Annotated in this window: 17 protein-coding genes; 7 read left to right on the top strand and 10 right to left on the bottom strand. The window is 41.7% G+C overall.

The features are described 5' to 3' along the window. Positions 1-76: 76 nt before the first annotated feature. Positions 77-1,132 carry a DUF2860 family protein gene (locus tag F0228_RS01565; protein ID WP_116870753.1) on the bottom strand — a complete coding sequence of 352 codons (1,056 nt, stop codon included), beginning with the start codon at positions 1,130-1,132 and terminating at the stop codon, positions 77-79. 156 nt (positions 1,133-1,288) lie between these two features. On the opposite strand from F0228_RS01565, the gene F0228_RS01560 reads away from it, so the two are divergent. Continuing rightward, complete coding sequence (locus tag F0228_RS01560; RefSeq protein ID WP_116870754.1) at positions 1,289-2,464, top strand: outer membrane protein transport protein; 1,176 nt, start codon at positions 1,289-1,291, stop codon at positions 2,462-2,464. Positions 2,465-2,522: 58 nt separating this feature from the next. On the opposite strand, the gene F0228_RS01555 is transcribed toward F0228_RS01560, so the two are convergent. Next, positions 2,523-3,284: a hypothetical protein gene (locus F0228_RS01555; protein WP_017071330.1), complete on the bottom strand. Its 762-nt coding sequence runs from the start codon at positions 3,282-3,284 to the stop codon at positions 2,523-2,525. 139 nt (positions 3,285-3,423) lie between these two features. On the opposite strand from F0228_RS01555, the gene F0228_RS01550 reads away from it, so the two are divergent. From F0228_RS01550 to F0228_RS01540, 3 genes are all read left to right on the top strand, one after another. Further along, positions 3,424-4,380, top strand: coding sequence for a LysR family transcriptional regulator (locus F0228_RS01550; protein ID WP_017071331.1), 957 nt, complete (start codon positions 3,424-3,426; stop codon positions 4,378-4,380). 212 nt (positions 4,381-4,592) lie between these two features. Next, the gene (locus tag F0228_RS01545; protein ID WP_116870755.1) at positions 4,593-5,246 is read left to right on the top strand and encodes an OmpA family protein; all 654 of its coding nucleotides are present in this window, start codon (positions 4,593-4,595) and stop codon (positions 5,244-5,246) included. A 24-nt stretch (positions 5,247-5,270) separates the two neighbouring features. Further along, on the top strand, positions 5,271-5,681 hold the full coding sequence (locus F0228_RS01540; RefSeq protein WP_171761753.1) for a hypothetical protein: 411 nt from the start codon (positions 5,271-5,273) through the stop codon (positions 5,679-5,681). 343 nt (positions 5,682-6,024) lie between these two features. On the opposite strand, the gene F0228_RS01535 is transcribed toward F0228_RS01540, so the two are convergent. Beyond that, positions 6,025-6,528, bottom strand: coding sequence for a GNAT family N-acetyltransferase (locus F0228_RS01535; RefSeq protein ID WP_171761752.1), 504 nt, complete (start codon positions 6,526-6,528; stop codon positions 6,025-6,027). 139 nt (positions 6,529-6,667) lie between these two features. Continuing rightward, positions 6,668-7,660: a DUF2860 family protein gene (locus tag F0228_RS01530; protein WP_171761751.1), complete on the bottom strand. Its 993-nt coding sequence runs from the start codon at positions 7,658-7,660 to the stop codon at positions 6,668-6,670. A gap of 202 nt (positions 7,661-7,862) precedes the next feature. Between F0228_RS01530 and F0228_RS01525 the strand changes: the two genes are divergently transcribed. Further along, complete coding sequence (locus F0228_RS01525; RefSeq protein WP_061031059.1) at positions 7,863-8,360, top strand: fasciclin domain-containing protein; 498 nt, start codon at positions 7,863-7,865, stop codon at positions 8,358-8,360. 111 nt (positions 8,361-8,471) lie between these two features. Here F0228_RS01525 and F0228_RS01520 read toward each other — a convergent pair whose 3' ends face one another. From F0228_RS01520 to F0228_RS01495, 6 genes are all read right to left on the bottom strand, one after another. Beyond that, positions 8,472-8,768, bottom strand: coding sequence for a hypothetical protein (locus tag F0228_RS01520; protein WP_086713803.1), 297 nt, complete (start codon positions 8,766-8,768; stop codon positions 8,472-8,474). A 499-nt stretch (positions 8,769-9,267) separates the two neighbouring features. Continuing rightward, complete coding sequence (locus F0228_RS01515) at positions 9,268-9,738, bottom strand: GNAT family N-acetyltransferase (protein ID WP_061031061.1); 471 nt, start codon at positions 9,736-9,738, stop codon at positions 9,268-9,270. Positions 9,739-9,841: 103 nt separating this feature from the next. Then, positions 9,842-10,060, bottom strand: a complete 219-nt coding sequence (locus F0228_RS01510; RefSeq protein WP_061031062.1) for a hypothetical protein — start codon at positions 10,058-10,060, stop codon at positions 9,842-9,844. 25 nt (positions 10,061-10,085) lie between these two features. Beyond that, positions 10,086-10,400 carry a cupin domain-containing protein gene (locus F0228_RS01505; RefSeq protein ID WP_061031063.1) on the bottom strand — a complete coding sequence of 105 codons (315 nt, stop codon included), beginning with the start codon at positions 10,398-10,400 and terminating at the stop codon, positions 10,086-10,088. Positions 10,401-10,457: 57 nt separating this feature from the next. Next, complete coding sequence (locus tag F0228_RS01500; protein WP_105058101.1) at positions 10,458-10,961, bottom strand: YgjV family protein; 504 nt, start codon at positions 10,959-10,961, stop codon at positions 10,458-10,460. 182 nt (positions 10,962-11,143) lie between these two features. Beyond that, the gene (locus F0228_RS01495) at positions 11,144-11,941 is read right to left on the bottom strand and encodes a PhzF family phenazine biosynthesis isomerase (protein WP_171761750.1); all 798 of its coding nucleotides are present in this window, start codon (positions 11,939-11,941) and stop codon (positions 11,144-11,146) included. A 417-nt stretch (positions 11,942-12,358) separates the two neighbouring features. On the opposite strand from F0228_RS01495, the gene F0228_RS01490 reads away from it, so the two are divergent. Both F0228_RS01490 and F0228_RS01485 read left to right on the top strand, forming a co-directional pair. Next, positions 12,359-13,390 (top strand): extracellular solute-binding protein, encoded by a 1,032-nt coding sequence (locus F0228_RS01490; protein ID WP_171761749.1) that lies wholly within the window; start codon positions 12,359-12,361, stop codon positions 13,388-13,390. A 3-nt stretch (positions 13,391-13,393) separates the two neighbouring features. After that, positions 13,394-15,796: a bifunctional diguanylate cyclase/phosphodiesterase gene (locus F0228_RS01485; RefSeq protein ID WP_171761748.1), complete on the top strand. Its 2,403-nt coding sequence runs from the start codon at positions 13,394-13,396 to the stop codon at positions 15,794-15,796. The last annotated feature ends 309 nt before the right edge of the window (positions 15,797-16,105 follow it).

The raw sequence follows: 16,105 nt of genomic DNA, 5'->3' as shown, positions 1-16,105 counted from the left end.
TTATTTATGTTCAAAGGAATATAAAAAAGACCCACCTTGGAAAGGCAGGTCTAAATAGAATTTAGATAAAGTTATATTAAAACTTGTAGTTAGCGCCGACAGATGCAAAGAAGAAATCAGCATCGTAATAATCAATGTTAGAATCAACGATATTTGCGCCTAGAAGACTAACAAAGGACCAGTTTTTAGCACCAAAAACATTCGCATACTCATAAGCGAAGAACATTCCGTATTGCTTATCTTCTCTGGTTTTACCATACAGAGGGTTAACCGCGTCGTAATCACGGACTCTTGCATCCAGAGTCAAAGCGTAACTATGACGTTTAACCGTTTTAGCATACGTCAGCTCTCCTTTAACCGAGTAATATGACAACGCATCGCCATCAGCCTCAGAAGACGCGACAGTCATAGAAGGCAATAGTAGCCCCATTTGTCCCGGAATAAAGTATAGATAATCGACTTTAACACTGTAATACTGACGATCTCGTTCCAACTGCTGTGCTTCATATTGAGTCAATGCGTCCCCATCAAAAGAGGCTACATCTTCAGTGCCACTTTGAGCATCATAACCTGATTGCTCATCGTCAATTTCAGAATACCCTGCGCCAATATCAACACCAAAATTAGAACCGAACAAACGATCAATTTTGATTCGACCCGCATTGCCTGTTAGGTCTGTTTCATTTCGTTGTTCTCCCACAGCGTATGGGTCAGCCCACACTTCAGCAGACACTAACGTTGGTAGTGTCGAGAAACTAACAACCGTTCCATCATTAAATTGATGTTTGTACCCCAACTCGAATGCTAGTGAACCTGTCGCAATTTCTTCACGTGATGTACCAAGGAAAAACTGATGATTTAACTCTTCACCAAATGTGTAATTCACAATCCCTAATAAACCAAAAATACCATCGCCATCAACACTGTCGTGCGTCTTTTCCTTACTGTCTGCACTTGAAGTTATGTCCTGCTGATACGCATCATTATTTGTACTTAAGTTATTCTTATCGCGGTAATAGCCAGTTAGGAAGTTAACCTCACCCGAAAAGCCTGCTTCTGGAGCAAGTGCGGCATAAGAAGATAAAGAGGTAAAAAACAATGAAGAAAGTAGCGCCAATTTTTTGATTTGCATAATGTCTGCTGGTTGGTTTTGGAGGTGCTCGTACTCTAAACACCTACCATTTATTTCAATACAGAAAAAATACTGAATATCTCCAACCCGTCCTTCCTTACACTATCCGCAGTTTATTAATCCATGCCCTCAAGGCTAACCTGCAGGAAAAAAACCATGAAAAAAACTGCTCTCGCTTTACTTATCTTTTCAAATCTAGCCAATGCTAGTGGCACACTCATGCAGGAAGCGACATATGCAAATGCAGGTACAGCGGGCGCTGGTGACGGCGTTTACACCGAGACCGCAACAGCTGCGTATACAAACCCTGCAACCATGTCCCACATGGGTGAAAGCAAGACTACGGTTAATGCCATGGTACTTGACTTAAACATGGACTATACCGACACCAACGATAGCAGCCCCCTAAATGCAACAGGCAAAGCTCAAGGTGATGCAAGTGCGCATACCGTTATGCCATCTATCGGTATTTTCCATGTGACTCAACTAAACGAAGATGTCCACTTAGGCCTGATGTTCGGTTCTATTGGCGGCACCGCTGTTGAATATGGAACAGACTGGGAAGGCGCTATTGGTTTAGACGAAGCCTTGGTGACTGCAGTTCAATTCAACCCTGCGTTGAGCTTTAAAGTGACGGATAAAGTGTCTATCGGCATCGGTGCTCAACTTAACTACGGTATCCTAGAAGCAAAAACTTCTACCCTAGAAACCGATCTAGACGGAGACTTTGCATGGGGCTTTAATGCCGGTGCAATGTATCAAGAAGATAACTGGGCGGTAGGTTTAAGTTACCGTTCAAAACTAGAACACGAATTTGATGTGGATGTTACTTCAGATGTCGATAGATTAGACACTTTAAGTACTGATCTAATATTTCCAACTATCGTTGACCTAAGTGGTAGCTATAACCTCAATCCACAATTAACTGTTTTGGGCTCAGTACAGTGGCACAAATGGAGTGATTACCCAGAAACACCACTTTATGCCAACGGCAGTGATAGCGCGCCAGTAGCTGTAGACCGCGACTGGGACGACGTTTGGAAATTCGCCATCGGCACTGACTACCAGCTGAACGCCAAATGGGCACTAAAAGCAGGTTTCTCTTACGAGACATCGCCACAAGATGACCCAACCAAGCAATGGGTTGACTTACCTGTTGGTGAACAGTATCGCTACTCTGTGGGCGCTAGTACCTACTGGGACGATGTTCGTATCGACATGTTCTATGAATTTGCTGACCTAGGTACCGTTGACGTTGAAAGAAACAAGGTTGACGTAACGGGTTCATTCGACGGCCATATTCACTTCATTGGTGCCAACGTCACTTTCTAATGCTGCAAGCGGTAACTTCAAACGCTGAACTCTCGAATTCAGCGTTTTTCTATCGTGACTAGAAGCGGTAATCAATACCAATTGAGGCGGTCACTTCTTCAGAAGTTTCATCAATGCCGCGCTCATTTTGAACAGAGATTACGTCGTATTTAAATTCAAACATGATGTTGAAATCTTTGTCTTGAACCTTGGTTTTAATACCTTGCAGCCACATAAGATTAGCCACCTGCATTTCAGCACCACTGTAGGATGAGCCAAGGTTAATATTAAATACAGAAAAGTGAGTGTCGTTCCACGGGTGTAGCGCGTACATGTTGACAGAACCCAAATGTGCTTCTTCGTTACCTTCTAAAGGTGCGCCTAGTCCGTTCAATGTTGAATAAGCATCACCACCATCGACATAGGTATAGTTCAATGAAGGGAAAAACAAAGTTCCATCCTCGCTTCCTAACGGTAGCATGTAACCAGTGGTATACATGTTAGCGGCGTCTTTCAATTGATAAACGTCAACATAGACACCACCAAAAGAATCAAAGTGTGCGGCTCTTAATCGCGCATTCTCAGACTGAGTGTAGTATTCGGCAAAACCAACGGTCTGAGAGATATCACTCGTGAGTCCTGAAGCACCACCACCAGCTAGGAGTTTTAATTCACCTTCATCGTCAGAAAATACTGCGGCTCTTAAACTACTATTTCGAGGGTCAGCATCATGATATTCATGAGTGTTTACGTCACTATTTTGCTCTGCGATAACTGAAGTTGAAGCTAACACTAAAGCTGTACTTATTAGAGAAAGAGAAGCTATTTTAATATTTTTCATAATATATACCGAGACTGATACTTAAGAAGATGCCGTCACTATATTCATATGAAGATTTCTTAGCTACTTATACAATAAATTAGCATTACTTATTCGATCGAATGTTTAATTAATCTAATAGAAAAAAGTGAGTATTTATATGTACAAAAAGTATAATGAACAAGTAAATCTAAACTACCTACGAGTCTTTGATGCTATTTATATTCATAGAAGTACTAAGTTAGCAGCTTCTGCTTTGGGTATTAGTCAGTCTGCGGTTAGCCAAACATTAGCTAAACTACGTGACTATACAGGCGATAAATTATTTTATTCAGCGAATGGTAAGCTACAGTCAACGCATAGAGCGGATGCTATTGGCTTAGGCTTAAATGAGCAACTCGACGCGCTCGACAATCGAATTTTTTCGGACATTTTTGAAGACCCAAGCAAATTCGATGGTGAACTCACAATCGCAGTTTCCAGCGTATTCCTTGAAGCAATAGCAACAGAATTAACCAGCTCCGTTGTATTTAACTCGTTCCCAAAAGCAAGATTGAACATTACGACTTGGACAGATAGAACATTCGCCGACATCCAAAATGGTGATGTGCACATTGGGTTGAACTTCGGCCCAATCGACACACCGAAGTCTATACGTTCTGTTGCTTTAACCTCAAGTGAACCCATTGTTATCATGAGAAAAGACCACCCATGGTCAAATGAAAACTACAAATTAGAAAGCTTCACTAAATACGTAACAGGCGGGATTCTTGTTCCAGGACTCACTGACTTTAACGCGATACTCGAGCGTCGTTCTCCAGCGACTTTTAACTTTAAGTACCGTTCTGCCAGCATGTCTGTTTTAACATGCCTAGCGGAGCATTCAGACATCTTAGCTATTACAGAAACACTTTCTGCATCTATGTGCCCAAACACAATTGATTGCATCCAACCAACATGGTTAAACGAGCTGGCACCAGATCAAATGAGCCACTCAATTTACTACCTAGAACGTAATCACAACCACCCTTTATACAGATTCTGTATCAATATTGTACGAACTTCTCTACAAGAAAAATTAGATAATTTAAAACTGCGAACCAAAATAAACACATAGTCATTAGGTATATTTACTGATTACACAAACGAAATAAAATGATATAGATTTTTCATTCTATTTTAAATCGATATATTGAAAAGCATAGCTGCGACCTTTAAATAAGATTAATTGCAGTATTTTTTCTGATCATTATTTACATAGGTAAGATTAAGATAACACTCATAGATATAACTAAATTTAGTCTCTCACTAATAAAGAGTATAAATTCAATGAAACGTGTAATCGTAACCCTCTCTATCGCTGCTTTGCTTTCAGGCTGCCAAGCCACTCAACGACAAAATGCAACTACTGGTGAAACCGAAACAAACTCCGCAACTAAAGGTGCTTTAGTGGGTATGTTAGCAGGTGCAGCAATTGGAGCTGCGACAGGTAACAGTTCTGACGCGTTGCGCGGTGCTGCTATTGGTGGTGTTGTAGGCGGCGGTGCTGGTTACTACATGGATAAGCAGGAACAAGCATTACGTGAGCAACTGGTGAGTTCTGGTGTACAAGTTAAACGCATCAATGAAAAAGAACTTCAATTAGTAATGGAAAATGGCATTGGTTTTGAATCAGGGTCATACAACTTATCATCCAACATCTACCAAACATTAAACAGCGTGGCTCTTGTTCTGGATGAATACCCTGATACGCGCTTGGATATTAAAGGATATACGGATAGCTCAGGTAATGATTCAAGTAATCAAACACTCTCTGAACAACGTGCTGAATCTGTTGGCCGTTACCTTATTAATCAGAAGGTTGCCTCAGGCCGAGTGGTCACTCAAGGTTATGGAGAGCGTTACCCGGTTTGCGATAACAGTACGAAAGAAGGCAGAGCTTGTAATCGTCGCGTTGAAATCAATATTTTGGCTTTGAACTGATCGTCGGACTAAAGGTAACTTGATATGTTTTTTAACCGCTTCCTCAAACCTTTCTTAGTCAATGGTGGCTTGGTCACTATGTATGCAGGTATTTACGCAATCAACCCAGAAACTGCCTTACATGACATGAACAACCTACCCTATGATTCTAACTACGTGTTCTTATTCAGACACTGGGGAATCATGGTTGGCTTAATGGGCTTTTTTATTGCAGCTTCAGCGTACGTGCGCCGTTGGAGAGAGTCGATTATCCTCTACTCATTCTTGGAAAAGCTATTCATGGTGTACCTGTTCGTTTCTAATTTCTTTAATCCAGAAACAGCACACTTAAACGCAAGCTTCATCCCGTTTGCGATAACTGATATCACCATCTGTACCTATACCCTTGGCTATTGGTACGAAAACTACAAGCTTAGAAAGACAGTAAGTGCCTAGGACGAAAGTAAAAGCTATGTTGCCATTGGTGGCGGTTTCATTTGCGTCGTTCGCAGACATAACAGTTACCCAAAGAAGCATAGTTTGTGGCAAAAAGAGTGCAATCTTAGCAGTAAAAGCGATGACAAAGCTTAACAACCTAATGGAATTACCAGATAGTTGTCGCCAGCTAAAAGTTGAACTCAAGGGCAATATCGCTAATGTAAACCACAGGCTGAATGTTAAGGTCAAAACTGAGTTGGGTGACGAGTTTTTCACCTTAACCAAATCAATAAAACACTGAATGTATAAGCCGCGAGTCTTGCGGCTTAAACTTTTTAATACACCATCGACTTACACGTCGTTAATTTGTTGCTAGATATTCAGGCTTTATTCTCGACATCAGCAACATATCAATGTACTTGCCGTTTTTAAAGGTACTCAATCGCTTAGTCCCCTCTAACTGAAATCCTACGCGTTCGTATAAAGCAATCGCAGCGTGGTTATCGGCATGAACCTCTAACTCTAGGCGAATTAGGTTTAGCCAATTAACCGCTTGATTGATGGCTTCTTGCATCAAGGCTTTACCAACCCCTTTTCCGTGAACATCCGGATGAATGGCAATACCAAGCCCTGCGCTGTGTCTGTCTCTCACCTTAGTCGTCATAAACAAGGTAATATGGCCCACAACTTTTTCAGCAGACTCTGCAACTAGAGTAAAATGATCGCAATGACCAAACAGCCGTTCCACTTGGTCAGAACTGAGATAAGGCTTTTGTGACGTGTTTTCTGAAACCGAAGGACGGCGATAAATATCAAATAAATCTTGGCTATCCGTTGCTTCTAAATGTCTAATTTGTATATCCAAATCGCTTCCTTAATAAGTTCCAATGTATCGTCTGGATTTCATATTACGGATAGCAGCGAGCACCTACAACCATAAAAAGTGTAAGTGCCCGAAATAATGAAGTTAACTTAGAACCGCACAGCTATGGTGGCGATCTGCGTTAAAATTTATAGTCGATGCCGACGCTTGCCAATACCTGTTCAGAGTTATAGAAATCGATATTGGAGTCAATCGTTCTTAGACCAAGTAAGGTGATAAACGACCAATCTTCATAACCCATCAACCCACCAAACTCATACGCTAAGAAGGCACCGTACTCGTTCTCTTCACGAGTTTTTCCATAGATTGGATTGACTTCATCGTACTGACGGTCATTCGCATCTAACGTAACAACAAAACCGTGACGGCCAATTCGCTTAGCGTAGTTCAACTCAATACCGTAGCTATCAAAGCTGAGTGCACCGCCTTCAGCGTCTGAATTGAAATAAACCATAGAAGGCACTAACAAACCGGCCTGATTAGGCAATATAAAGCGATAACCTGCTTTAGCGTACAGGTAGGTTCTTTCCCTATCTAATAGCGCTATTTCTTCGCCAGTTAACCCCAGTAAGTTTTGTGTACCCGATAATTCATCATCCACATCAGATTCACCAATAGCGAAGTCTGTTTGGAAAGCAGTGCCACCGATGTTAGTCAGTTGCAGCCTCCCAACAGTACCTTTCACGTCGGTTTCGTTTCGATTCACACCTACAGCATAAGGATCAGACCAAGCCTTACCGGAGATGAGTGTCGGTAACACGGAAACATCTAATATGGTGCCACCAGAGAGTTGGTGTCGATAACCTATTTCAAATGCAATGGTACCGGTCGCAATATCTTCTCGGGTAGTACCGGCATAAACTTGGTGAGTAAGGGATTCACCAAAGGTATATTTAACGGTTCCAAGAAAACCAAGTAAACCTTGATTCTCACCATCACCTTCCATGGTATTAGTTGCTTGATTTGAGTCTTGTTCGGTACTCAAATTACTGCTGTCAGAATAGAAACCAGCCAAGATACTAAAGTTACCACTAAAGCCCTCACTAGGAGCTAGTCCACTGTACGCAGGCATAGAAATAGCCGCGGAAAGTACTACAGGTAAAACAGACCTCATATTCACATCCATTAATTGAATAATCACCAATTAACTATAAGTAAAAAAGCGGAAGTTTAACAAATATTTAACTCATAATTTTTCATCATCTGCCCGCTTACCCTGCCAAAACTCTCGACACGAGAATTCAATAAGTTGATCTATCTCTTTTAGGCTTTCGTAGTACCTCTCGGAAATAACGGACAAACTCAAAGGACTACATATGTTGAATTATTTAAGCAAGACTCTGTCAGTACTGGTAGCAACACTTCTGTTCACCACTTTTGCACACGCAGCACACCACGGAGCGAAAAAAGACATCGTTGATGTAGCGGTTGATAATGGCTCTTTCACAACGTTAGTAGCGGCAGTAAAAGCAGCAGGATTAGTGGATACACTGAAAGGAGAAGGCCCGTTCACTGTTTTTGCACCAACAGATGAAGCGTTTGCCGCTCTACCGGAAGGCACAGTAGATATGTTATTGAAGCCGGAGAATAAAGACAAACTGGTCGCAATACTCACCTATCATGTGGTGCCAGGAAAAGTAATGGCTGAAGATGTGGTCAAACTAGATAGCGCAGTCACCGTCCAGGGTGAGCCAGTCGCAATTAGTACTGACCATGGTGTTGTAATGATCAACAAAGCTCACGTCGTAACAGCAGACGTTGAAGCGAGCAACGGTGTGATACATGTCATTGACGCTGTACTGTTACCTAAGTAAAGACAACCAATGGACATAAAAGATATTTAGGGGGTGTGACAATGTCACACCTCTTTTCTATTCGAACATTAGATTTTGGCTTACTACTTTAGATATTAAGTGAATATTAGGTTATACGAACAGTCGGCCGAATATCAGGAACGCGGCCATCGACACCACTTTGGTAAACACCACCACCCAAATACAATCACCAATACTCGAATGGGTTGCCTTCCCAAGTAGAAATACGAACAATATAAGCCCTAGAACCCACCCCACTGTCGGTATCATAGAGACTAAAGATACGATGATCGCTATCGTCAGAAGAGACTTAAAGTCCGCCACCACAAACGACATTTTAGATGCAATGTACATACAACATGCCGTGACTAGCGCATCCATAACAAATGCTAAAGCTTCGATTCCCACGTACTACCCTCACTCTTTTCAATCGAACCAAATAGTACATTGAAATTAAAGAGGAAATCTTTGGGGCAATTGTAAAAACATCATCAAGATCTGTCCTACAATTGAGATTTAGAAGAGATTTTCGATAATCATTTTCGAGATTTATTCTTTGGCATTCTCATATTTATGGCCGAATAAACAAAGGAATGAATTGATGACAAAAGAAAAAAATGAAATAACCACGACGAAGAGCGGAAACAACCCAGAGACCCCGGATTGCAAGGCTAACACTCCGATTGCAAAAGAAAAAATCGACACTAATGTATATATTTTTAATCTACTCACGTGACCCATGAACAACACTCCTTGTATTCATACAATCTTTAAGATTAGACAAATTGGCTAATACACAATTTGAACTCATCGACAATATCAGTAGATCAGCAAAATTTACCCTTAAAAAGGTTTAATAATCCTTTTAGGCCTGTTCCTCTTCACAATCTTCGCTCTTAACATAAACCTACTTATCGATAACCTTTTCCATCACGAAATTCGTAAGCGTTACTCCACGCATATCGACTTGCTGATCACTCACTACTTTAAAACCCATACGCTCATAAAATGGCCTCGCAGTGATACTTACCTCTGAGAAGTATCTTGATACCCCACGAATTTGCCCAATCGTGAACACATGCTCCATCAACGCTCGGCCCACACCTCGCCCCTGATGTTGGTGATGGCAAAAAAAATGGTCGACTAAACCACTCGGCTGTAAGTCAGTATAGCCAACAATATGACCATCTAACTCAGCGACAAATGGTTTTAACCCGTCCATACGCTTTTGCCACAACGCAAAGTCAAAACCACTTGGTGCCCAAGCCTCGACTTGCTCTTGAGAATAATCTCGTATGTTCACGTTGCGAACCGTGTAAAAAAAGATCTCCCATAGCGCTTTGGCATCACTTTCTTGATAATTTCGAATTCTAACCACACTCTCTTCCTTTGGTTGCTTTCAGATTCTAACTATTGGATTTGTTACTCTACAAACAGGCATCAGTTGATACATAGTTGCAATGGGACACTCACTAGCCACATTAAAGAATACGTGTCACTGATGGGTATTTTTCTGAAGCAAACTCATGATAAATATCCGCTAAATAACGCGCTAACTCTTCCTCTGCTAAATCAGAAGGGATAATCACATCATAAACTCGAGCTCGTATTGAAGTTTCCGACTCTCGATAAAGTAGCCACTCTTCGTTTTGTCTCTGTACCGACATTCTCTGATGAAAAACCTGAAATTTTAGCCACATACGCTCTTTCACCTCTATCCCAAAACTAACGATAAAACACCGCGAGCCATATCGTAACAGAGTCTTTGTCGGTCCCCTGAACCTTGTGCTTTTCACCGGCGGGAATATTGAGGTAGTCCCCTTTAGACAAAGTAACAATACGACCATCAGCAAATTCGATAACGCCTTGCCCCTCGAGCACCAGAACCCATTCATGCTCCTCTTGATCGTACCACCCCTCCTCAGGAGAACTGTGCCCATGTGAAAGTATCCTCTCTATCCGAATGTTGTCATTCGCTATCAAGTCATTAAATATTTCATTAGGTATCGACGAAGGGATATCCGTGTAGATATTTGACATAGCATTTCCTTGTTTTTTAGCCGCTCAAAGGTTGTGAGGTGTTAATGACACAACACACTAAGCAGCTACGTTCTTCCTGAAATAAAAACGGTAATAGCCAAGCAAGTTACTGACAATAAATAAGGCTTCCATAACAACCGCTGTTGGAGAGCCAACTAAGTAATTATGAACAAGCCAAAAACTGGTGCCGATGATCATTAGCTCTCGAAGTCGACGGTCATCCTTGTTAAAAGCAGCAAATGTTTGAAACATTGATGCGCAGCAACTCAATACGCTAGTTAACCCTGAGAAGGTAAAGGCAGTGGCAACCACAGACAGAGAGCAAAACAGATATTTGAATTTAGGTGATGTGGAAAACACACTCGTTAAATAACGGATAGTGGCAATAATCATCAAGCATGCCGCAGTCCACTGCTCCAAAAGAATAAAGTGACTTGAAATCAGTACACCGGCAAAAAACAGGCAAGTTACAATCTTCTTACGCTCTTTAAACTGAAACGACAGAAGATCAAAGCAAATCGCAATGGCGACTAAAACTTGAGATAGATAAAAAGCAGACACAGTGATTCCTTCAACAATAACTTAGGTTTTAACGACCTCGCTACGATTCATTAGGCAACTCAATAGCCAATAGCGCTCGTATGAACCCTCCATTTGTAACCTAAAAAAATGGGCTACACGATTATTTTTTGAATTACTGACTCGTTTTAGCGGCCTATGTGATATTCGTTCCTAAGTGATATCTAAACCTTCAAGCGCCCACTGATCACGGTTTTCGCAGAGCCAATCAACTTTATGCGTCCATTAGCCAGAAGTTCTGTCGAAATATAGCCTCCACGACGAGAAGCTTGGTATGCATTAAAACAATACTTGTTCAGTTTCTCAGACCAGTATTGCGTGAGAGCACAGTGCGCCGAGCCAGTTACTGGGTCTTCATTCGTGCCAACCCAAGGCGCGAAATAGCGGGAGATAAAATCAAGCTCAATATTGGATGAAAGCGCGGTCACCACAACACCTCTACCCTTCATCTTCTTGAGGGCATCAAAGTTGGGGGTTAGGTCTAAAACAACCTGCTCATTGGTCACCTCGATAAACGTTTTAGAGTCGAACTCCATGTATGACAACACTTGACTGTTCTCAATACCTAGATGTTCCAACAGCCTAGTATCAACCTCTACACTTGATAATTGAGTACCTGGGAAATCTAACTCGATGGACGAGTCACAAACTGTGGCAGTTAAATCACCAGATAAGGTCTGAAATACGATCCTGTCACTGGCTTTTACTAGTCCTTTTTCTTTCATCACATGAACCGTCGCCAAAGTGCCGTGCCCGCACAGCTGAACTTCTACTTCCGGCGTGAACCACTTAAGAGTCATAGATTCTAGCGCAAGGAAAGCCGTTTCTGGAACCGCCATCTCATCCGCAATAGAAAGCATTAATGCTTCATCCAACACGTGTTGACAAATACAGACACCCGCAGGATTGCCTTTAAAAGCTTGGCTAGTGAATGAATCGACTTGATATATTTCTAAATCCACAATGTCTCCGACGATTGAAATGAATGACAACGTTCGACCACAATAAGCACAAACTCCTTGTGCCACAAGTCATTAGGCAAAATTTCTCAAGGGGTGACCGATAGAATAAGCCAATGATAAATAATGAGTTATCGAACAACAACATGATTTAGAAGAATGGACCCATTAAGCTTGCTCAGGAGCGTCTCCTCCTTTTTCAGCGCTTTGTTTTATCGCTTCTCACCGTCGCTCCATATCGCAAACCTAGCGATTGGGATAGCGCTAACTAACACCATGCTGATGGTTTTACTTCAAGTAAAACCTAGGCAATTGCGTGCGCAGCATAATGTTTAAGTAAAATTAGAGGCGTAAATTTGAAGCAGGTCTCAAATTTTGCGCTAGGATCTAGTTAAACAAAGAAGAGAAAGGAATCCGTCAGTGAAGGCATTTTATGTTTCAGTTCTTGTGTCCGCATCCTTTTCGCCTGGGTTAGTATTTGGTCAGCAACATGAAATTTATCTCTATAACTGGGATGAGTTTTTATCCGAGAGCGTCGTTGAAGAATTGAATGATGCTTACGGCATTGCATTAAAACAGCAATACTTTTCGGACGAATCAATTCGCGATGAAGTGTTATTGAGTGAGCGCCGAGGTGCGTTTGAATTAGTTGTCATTGAAAGTATGAAACTGAAAGCGCTGGCTAAGCAGAACTTATTCCACAACCTAAGCGATTTACAGCAATCCCTTTCAAGTAACTTTGAATCAAGATGGGTGGATGGGTGTGGCGAATATGGAATCCCTTATGCTTGGGGGACATCCGGCATCTTATATCGAAACGGAAAAGTTGAGACTCCCAACTCTTGGAGCGCCCTTCTAAATCCTGAAACTAAAACCAGCGGTCGAATCAGCATGTATTATGAACCTACGGATTTGGTGAGTACTGCATTACTAGCGAATCAATTTGATCCATTTACCAACAACGAACAAGAACTTCGAGTGGCTTACAAAGCTCTACAAAACCAAAAGCCTCACCTCGAAAGCAGTGAATATGTCATCGACTACATTCACCAACCCGAACGTCTTGCCAACATAGACCTCGCCTACGGGTATTCTGGAGACAGTTATGCGTTAAATGATGCCGATCCTGATGCATCTTGGGCTTATATTGTTCCTCAAGAAGGCACTACGTTATGGTTAGAATGCATTGCGGCGATCAATAATGGGGAATTATCGCCCCAAGCAACAACCATTCTCTCATTCTTATCACAACCCAATATCGCCGCTCAAAACGCAATGGAGTCATGGTTTGCAACACCAAATTCGAAGGCAAAAGCCCTTACCTCACAAGAGTATCAAAACGACCCAGAGCTCTTCCCTAGCCAAGAGATTTTAGAACGCAGCTTTCTATATCAACCTCTTGAACCTAGTAGCCTTCAAATTCGAAACCGTATAGTCGATAGCTTGAGATAGTTGATGCCTTTATTAAAGAAACTGTATTTAGTCCTAACACCCGCACTACTGTTCGCATTTACGGTAGCGGGAATCATTACTTACAATTTCGCCTCTAACCATGCTAAGCACATGTACCTAGATGAAGTACGAGCTGATGTAAATGCAGCCCTAGTAGCGGCCGAATATGAACAACTCGGGCTTTCACTGCTAGTAAAAGATATCAGCTCATCACTTCAATTCTTACGCTACATTCAAAACCCTACTGACTACACTGCACTGTCTCTTTTAGAAAAAAGAGTGCTACGAGTCTTAAACCAAAGTAATGTCAATCAATTCGGCCAGCGACACATTTATCTCATTGATCCTAAATTTAAATTGACCCTGTCAACTTTACGAGTTGATCCATTCGAAGATCTAAAGATGCCTGATAACATCTACGAACGTGTATTCGATATCTATACCTCATTGGTTAATCAAGATGAACTAACTCAAAAGGGTTTCTCATACATATCCGTGAGTGGTGGCCTTAGATACGCCTACGTTGCTGCCATCGACCCATATTTAGTCCCTCAGGACAAACGAGCCAATAATAGTTCAAATCGATATATATTGATTGCAGACGGCCCACTCAAGCAACTATCAAGCTTACTTACCGAGTATAACGATGACGGTAATATGCAGCTTTTGATTGAGCCATCAGTGAATGAAGCATACATTGATAATACACAGTTTTTGATAAATTCATTCGAGCAAACTAAAGACAGTATTAACGTCCAAATGACCAGTCGTCACTTTCTCACTCAAGTCAACATTCGCGAGCAAAAGTTCAACCAAGAAAAAACCATGCTCGCCCAACAAACATTCTTAGGGTGCTTTACCACACTGTTTTTTATTATGTTAATCGTGCACTTGGTGGTGCGCTATCAATTAGTTCGCCCGCTCAAAGACCTTCTCCACGAAATTTCCATTGGCGGACTCAAACTCAGGTACTTTAAGCGCTCTTCAGGGCAAAGTGAGATCGATGGATTGAAGAATGCTTACATTGACTCACTTACGGAATTAAAATTCGAAGCCGAGTTCGACCAGCTGACCAAGTTGGCGAATCGACGTTCCTTCATTCGACATCTTGACGTTCGCCTGAAAAGCTCTGTGAGTCCAGGGTGCTACCTTGTTTGTTGGGACATCATTGATTTTCGAAAGATCAACGATCTCTACGGAGCAAAAATTGGTGATAATGTACTAATAAGTTTGGCAAAAACACTTAGAGAAACCATACATAACCAGCAATCTTCTTTTGGCTTTAGCTGCAGCGATTATTCATTGGCAAGACTGGGGGGAAACCAATTTATTGCCATATTAGAAATAGGAAAACGTCAATCGATCAACGAAGAAATCGAAAACATCAACAACACACTGACTGGCACCACCTTCCTTGATTACTATGGGTTCAGACTATCGCTCGCAACAGGCGTCTTACCTATCGATACTCCAAAATTCGAAGAAATTTGGTACCGATGCATAGACGAAATGCTAACCCATGCCAAAGCTCACAGCGATGGTGAAAGTCGTATTGTATATGGCAAAGAATTATTGCATACACTCGAACGACACGACATTGTCGAAAAAAGATTGCTAGAGTGTTGCGAGAGTGACAACTTTGAACTTCGCTTTATGCCCATTTTCAATGCTCAAACACTTGAAATAGATGGAGCTGAATGCTTGATCCGCTGCCCAGCCCTATTTGATATTGATGCAGGTCCTGAAGAATTTATTCCAGTAGCTGAAAAAAGCAACCTTATATCGAAGCTCGATATGTGGGTTATCAGCACCGCTATCAGGTGCTATCAAGAGCTCTCTGAAATCCACAAATATAAAGGGTCTCTATCGATAAACATATCGGCAATGGAACTCTACAACCGCAACTTTGCTGACAATATCCGTAAAGTACTCGAACGTTATCAAGTGCCGGCTGGCAACATTATTATCGAGATAACCGAGACCAGCTATGTAAAAAGCACCAAGCTGACTGTTCAAACGATTGAGAGTATCAGAAGTTTAGGCTTAAAAGTTTCGCTAGACGATTTTGGTACGGGCTACACGGCGTTTAATCAACTCCTCCACTACCCGGTCGACGAGTTAAAAATAGATAAAAGTTTTATTGATCATATCGTACCCGACAAAGCCGATCGAAAAATGGTCGAATCAATGATTAATTTGGGGCACTCCTGTGACACTCTAGTCGTTGCCGAAGGGGTTGAGTCCATCGAACAGTATTATCACCTCAAAGAAGCGAACTGTGACCTAATTCAAGGCTACTTCTTTAGCCAACCATTGACCTACATAGAGTTTATTGAGTTCATTCGCGACCATAACCCTCAAGCGATCTTAAACACGAGGTCTATCAACGATTCAAGGGCGAGTTAGTGTCGTGCTCTTATTTTCACTGACAGCTAAACATAGTGACCTTTGCGTATATCAAACCCGCACTACTTACAGTAACTCCAACGCCGAATAGCTTCAGTTCAAGTCCCACCTTTAGAGCAAGTCCGAGCTTTATAACAATATTTAGCTATGTATAAATAATTAGCTTTAAGCCGCGCTTCGCAAGGCAAACTAAATGAAAGGACTATCATTATCAAAAATGTCAGGCCCGGTACGCAGCACCTTCAGGTTTAGGAAGAGAATTGGATTACTTTAGGCCCGGCTATGGCGTGAATGGTAGGGAATATTAAC

Source organism: Vibrio sp. 99K-1, from assembly GCF_013114585.1.
Classification (GTDB): Bacteria; Pseudomonadota; Gammaproteobacteria; order Enterobacterales; family Vibrionaceae; genus Vibrio; species Vibrio chagasii_B.
Note: the sequence above shows the minus strand (reverse complement) of the source record. Positions and strands in the feature narration are given on the sequence as shown.

Excerpts from the sequence above, each read along its gene's own strand:
- F0228_RS01510 (WP_061031062.1), bottom strand. The coding sequence starts at position 10,060 with ATGTGGCTAAAATTTCAGGTTTTTCATCAGAGAATGTCGGTACAGAGA.
- F0228_RS01560 (WP_116870754.1), top strand. The coding sequence starts at position 1,289 with ATGAAAAAAACTGCTCTCGCTTTACTTATCTTTTCAAATCTAGCCAAT.
- F0228_RS01565 (WP_116870753.1), bottom strand. The coding sequence starts at position 1,132 with ATGCAAATCAAAAAATTGGCGCTACTTTCTTCATTGTTTTTTACCTCT.
- F0228_RS01505 (WP_061031063.1), bottom strand. The coding sequence starts at position 10,400 with ATGTCAAATATCTACACGGATATCCCTTCGTCGATACCTAATGAAATA.
- F0228_RS01550 (WP_017071331.1), top strand. The coding sequence starts at position 3,424 with ATGTACAAAAAGTATAATGAACAAGTAAATCTAAACTACCTACGAGTC.
- F0228_RS01485 (WP_171761748.1), top strand. The coding sequence starts at position 13,394 with ATGCCTTTATTAAAGAAACTGTATTTAGTCCTAACACCCGCACTACTG.
- F0228_RS01530 (WP_171761751.1), bottom strand. The coding sequence starts at position 7,660 with ATGAGGTCTGTTTTACCTGTAGTACTTTCCGCGGCTATTTCTATGCCT.
- F0228_RS01525 (WP_061031059.1), top strand. The coding sequence starts at position 7,863 with ATGTTGAATTATTTAAGCAAGACTCTGTCAGTACTGGTAGCAACACTT.
- F0228_RS01540 (WP_171761753.1), top strand. The coding sequence starts at position 5,271 with ATGTTTTTTAACCGCTTCCTCAAACCTTTCTTAGTCAATGGTGGCTTG.
- F0228_RS01545 (WP_116870755.1), top strand. The coding sequence starts at position 4,593 with ATGAAACGTGTAATCGTAACCCTCTCTATCGCTGCTTTGCTTTCAGGC.
- F0228_RS01555 (WP_017071330.1), bottom strand. The coding sequence starts at position 3,284 with ATGAAAAATATTAAAATAGCTTCTCTTTCTCTAATAAGTACAGCTTTA.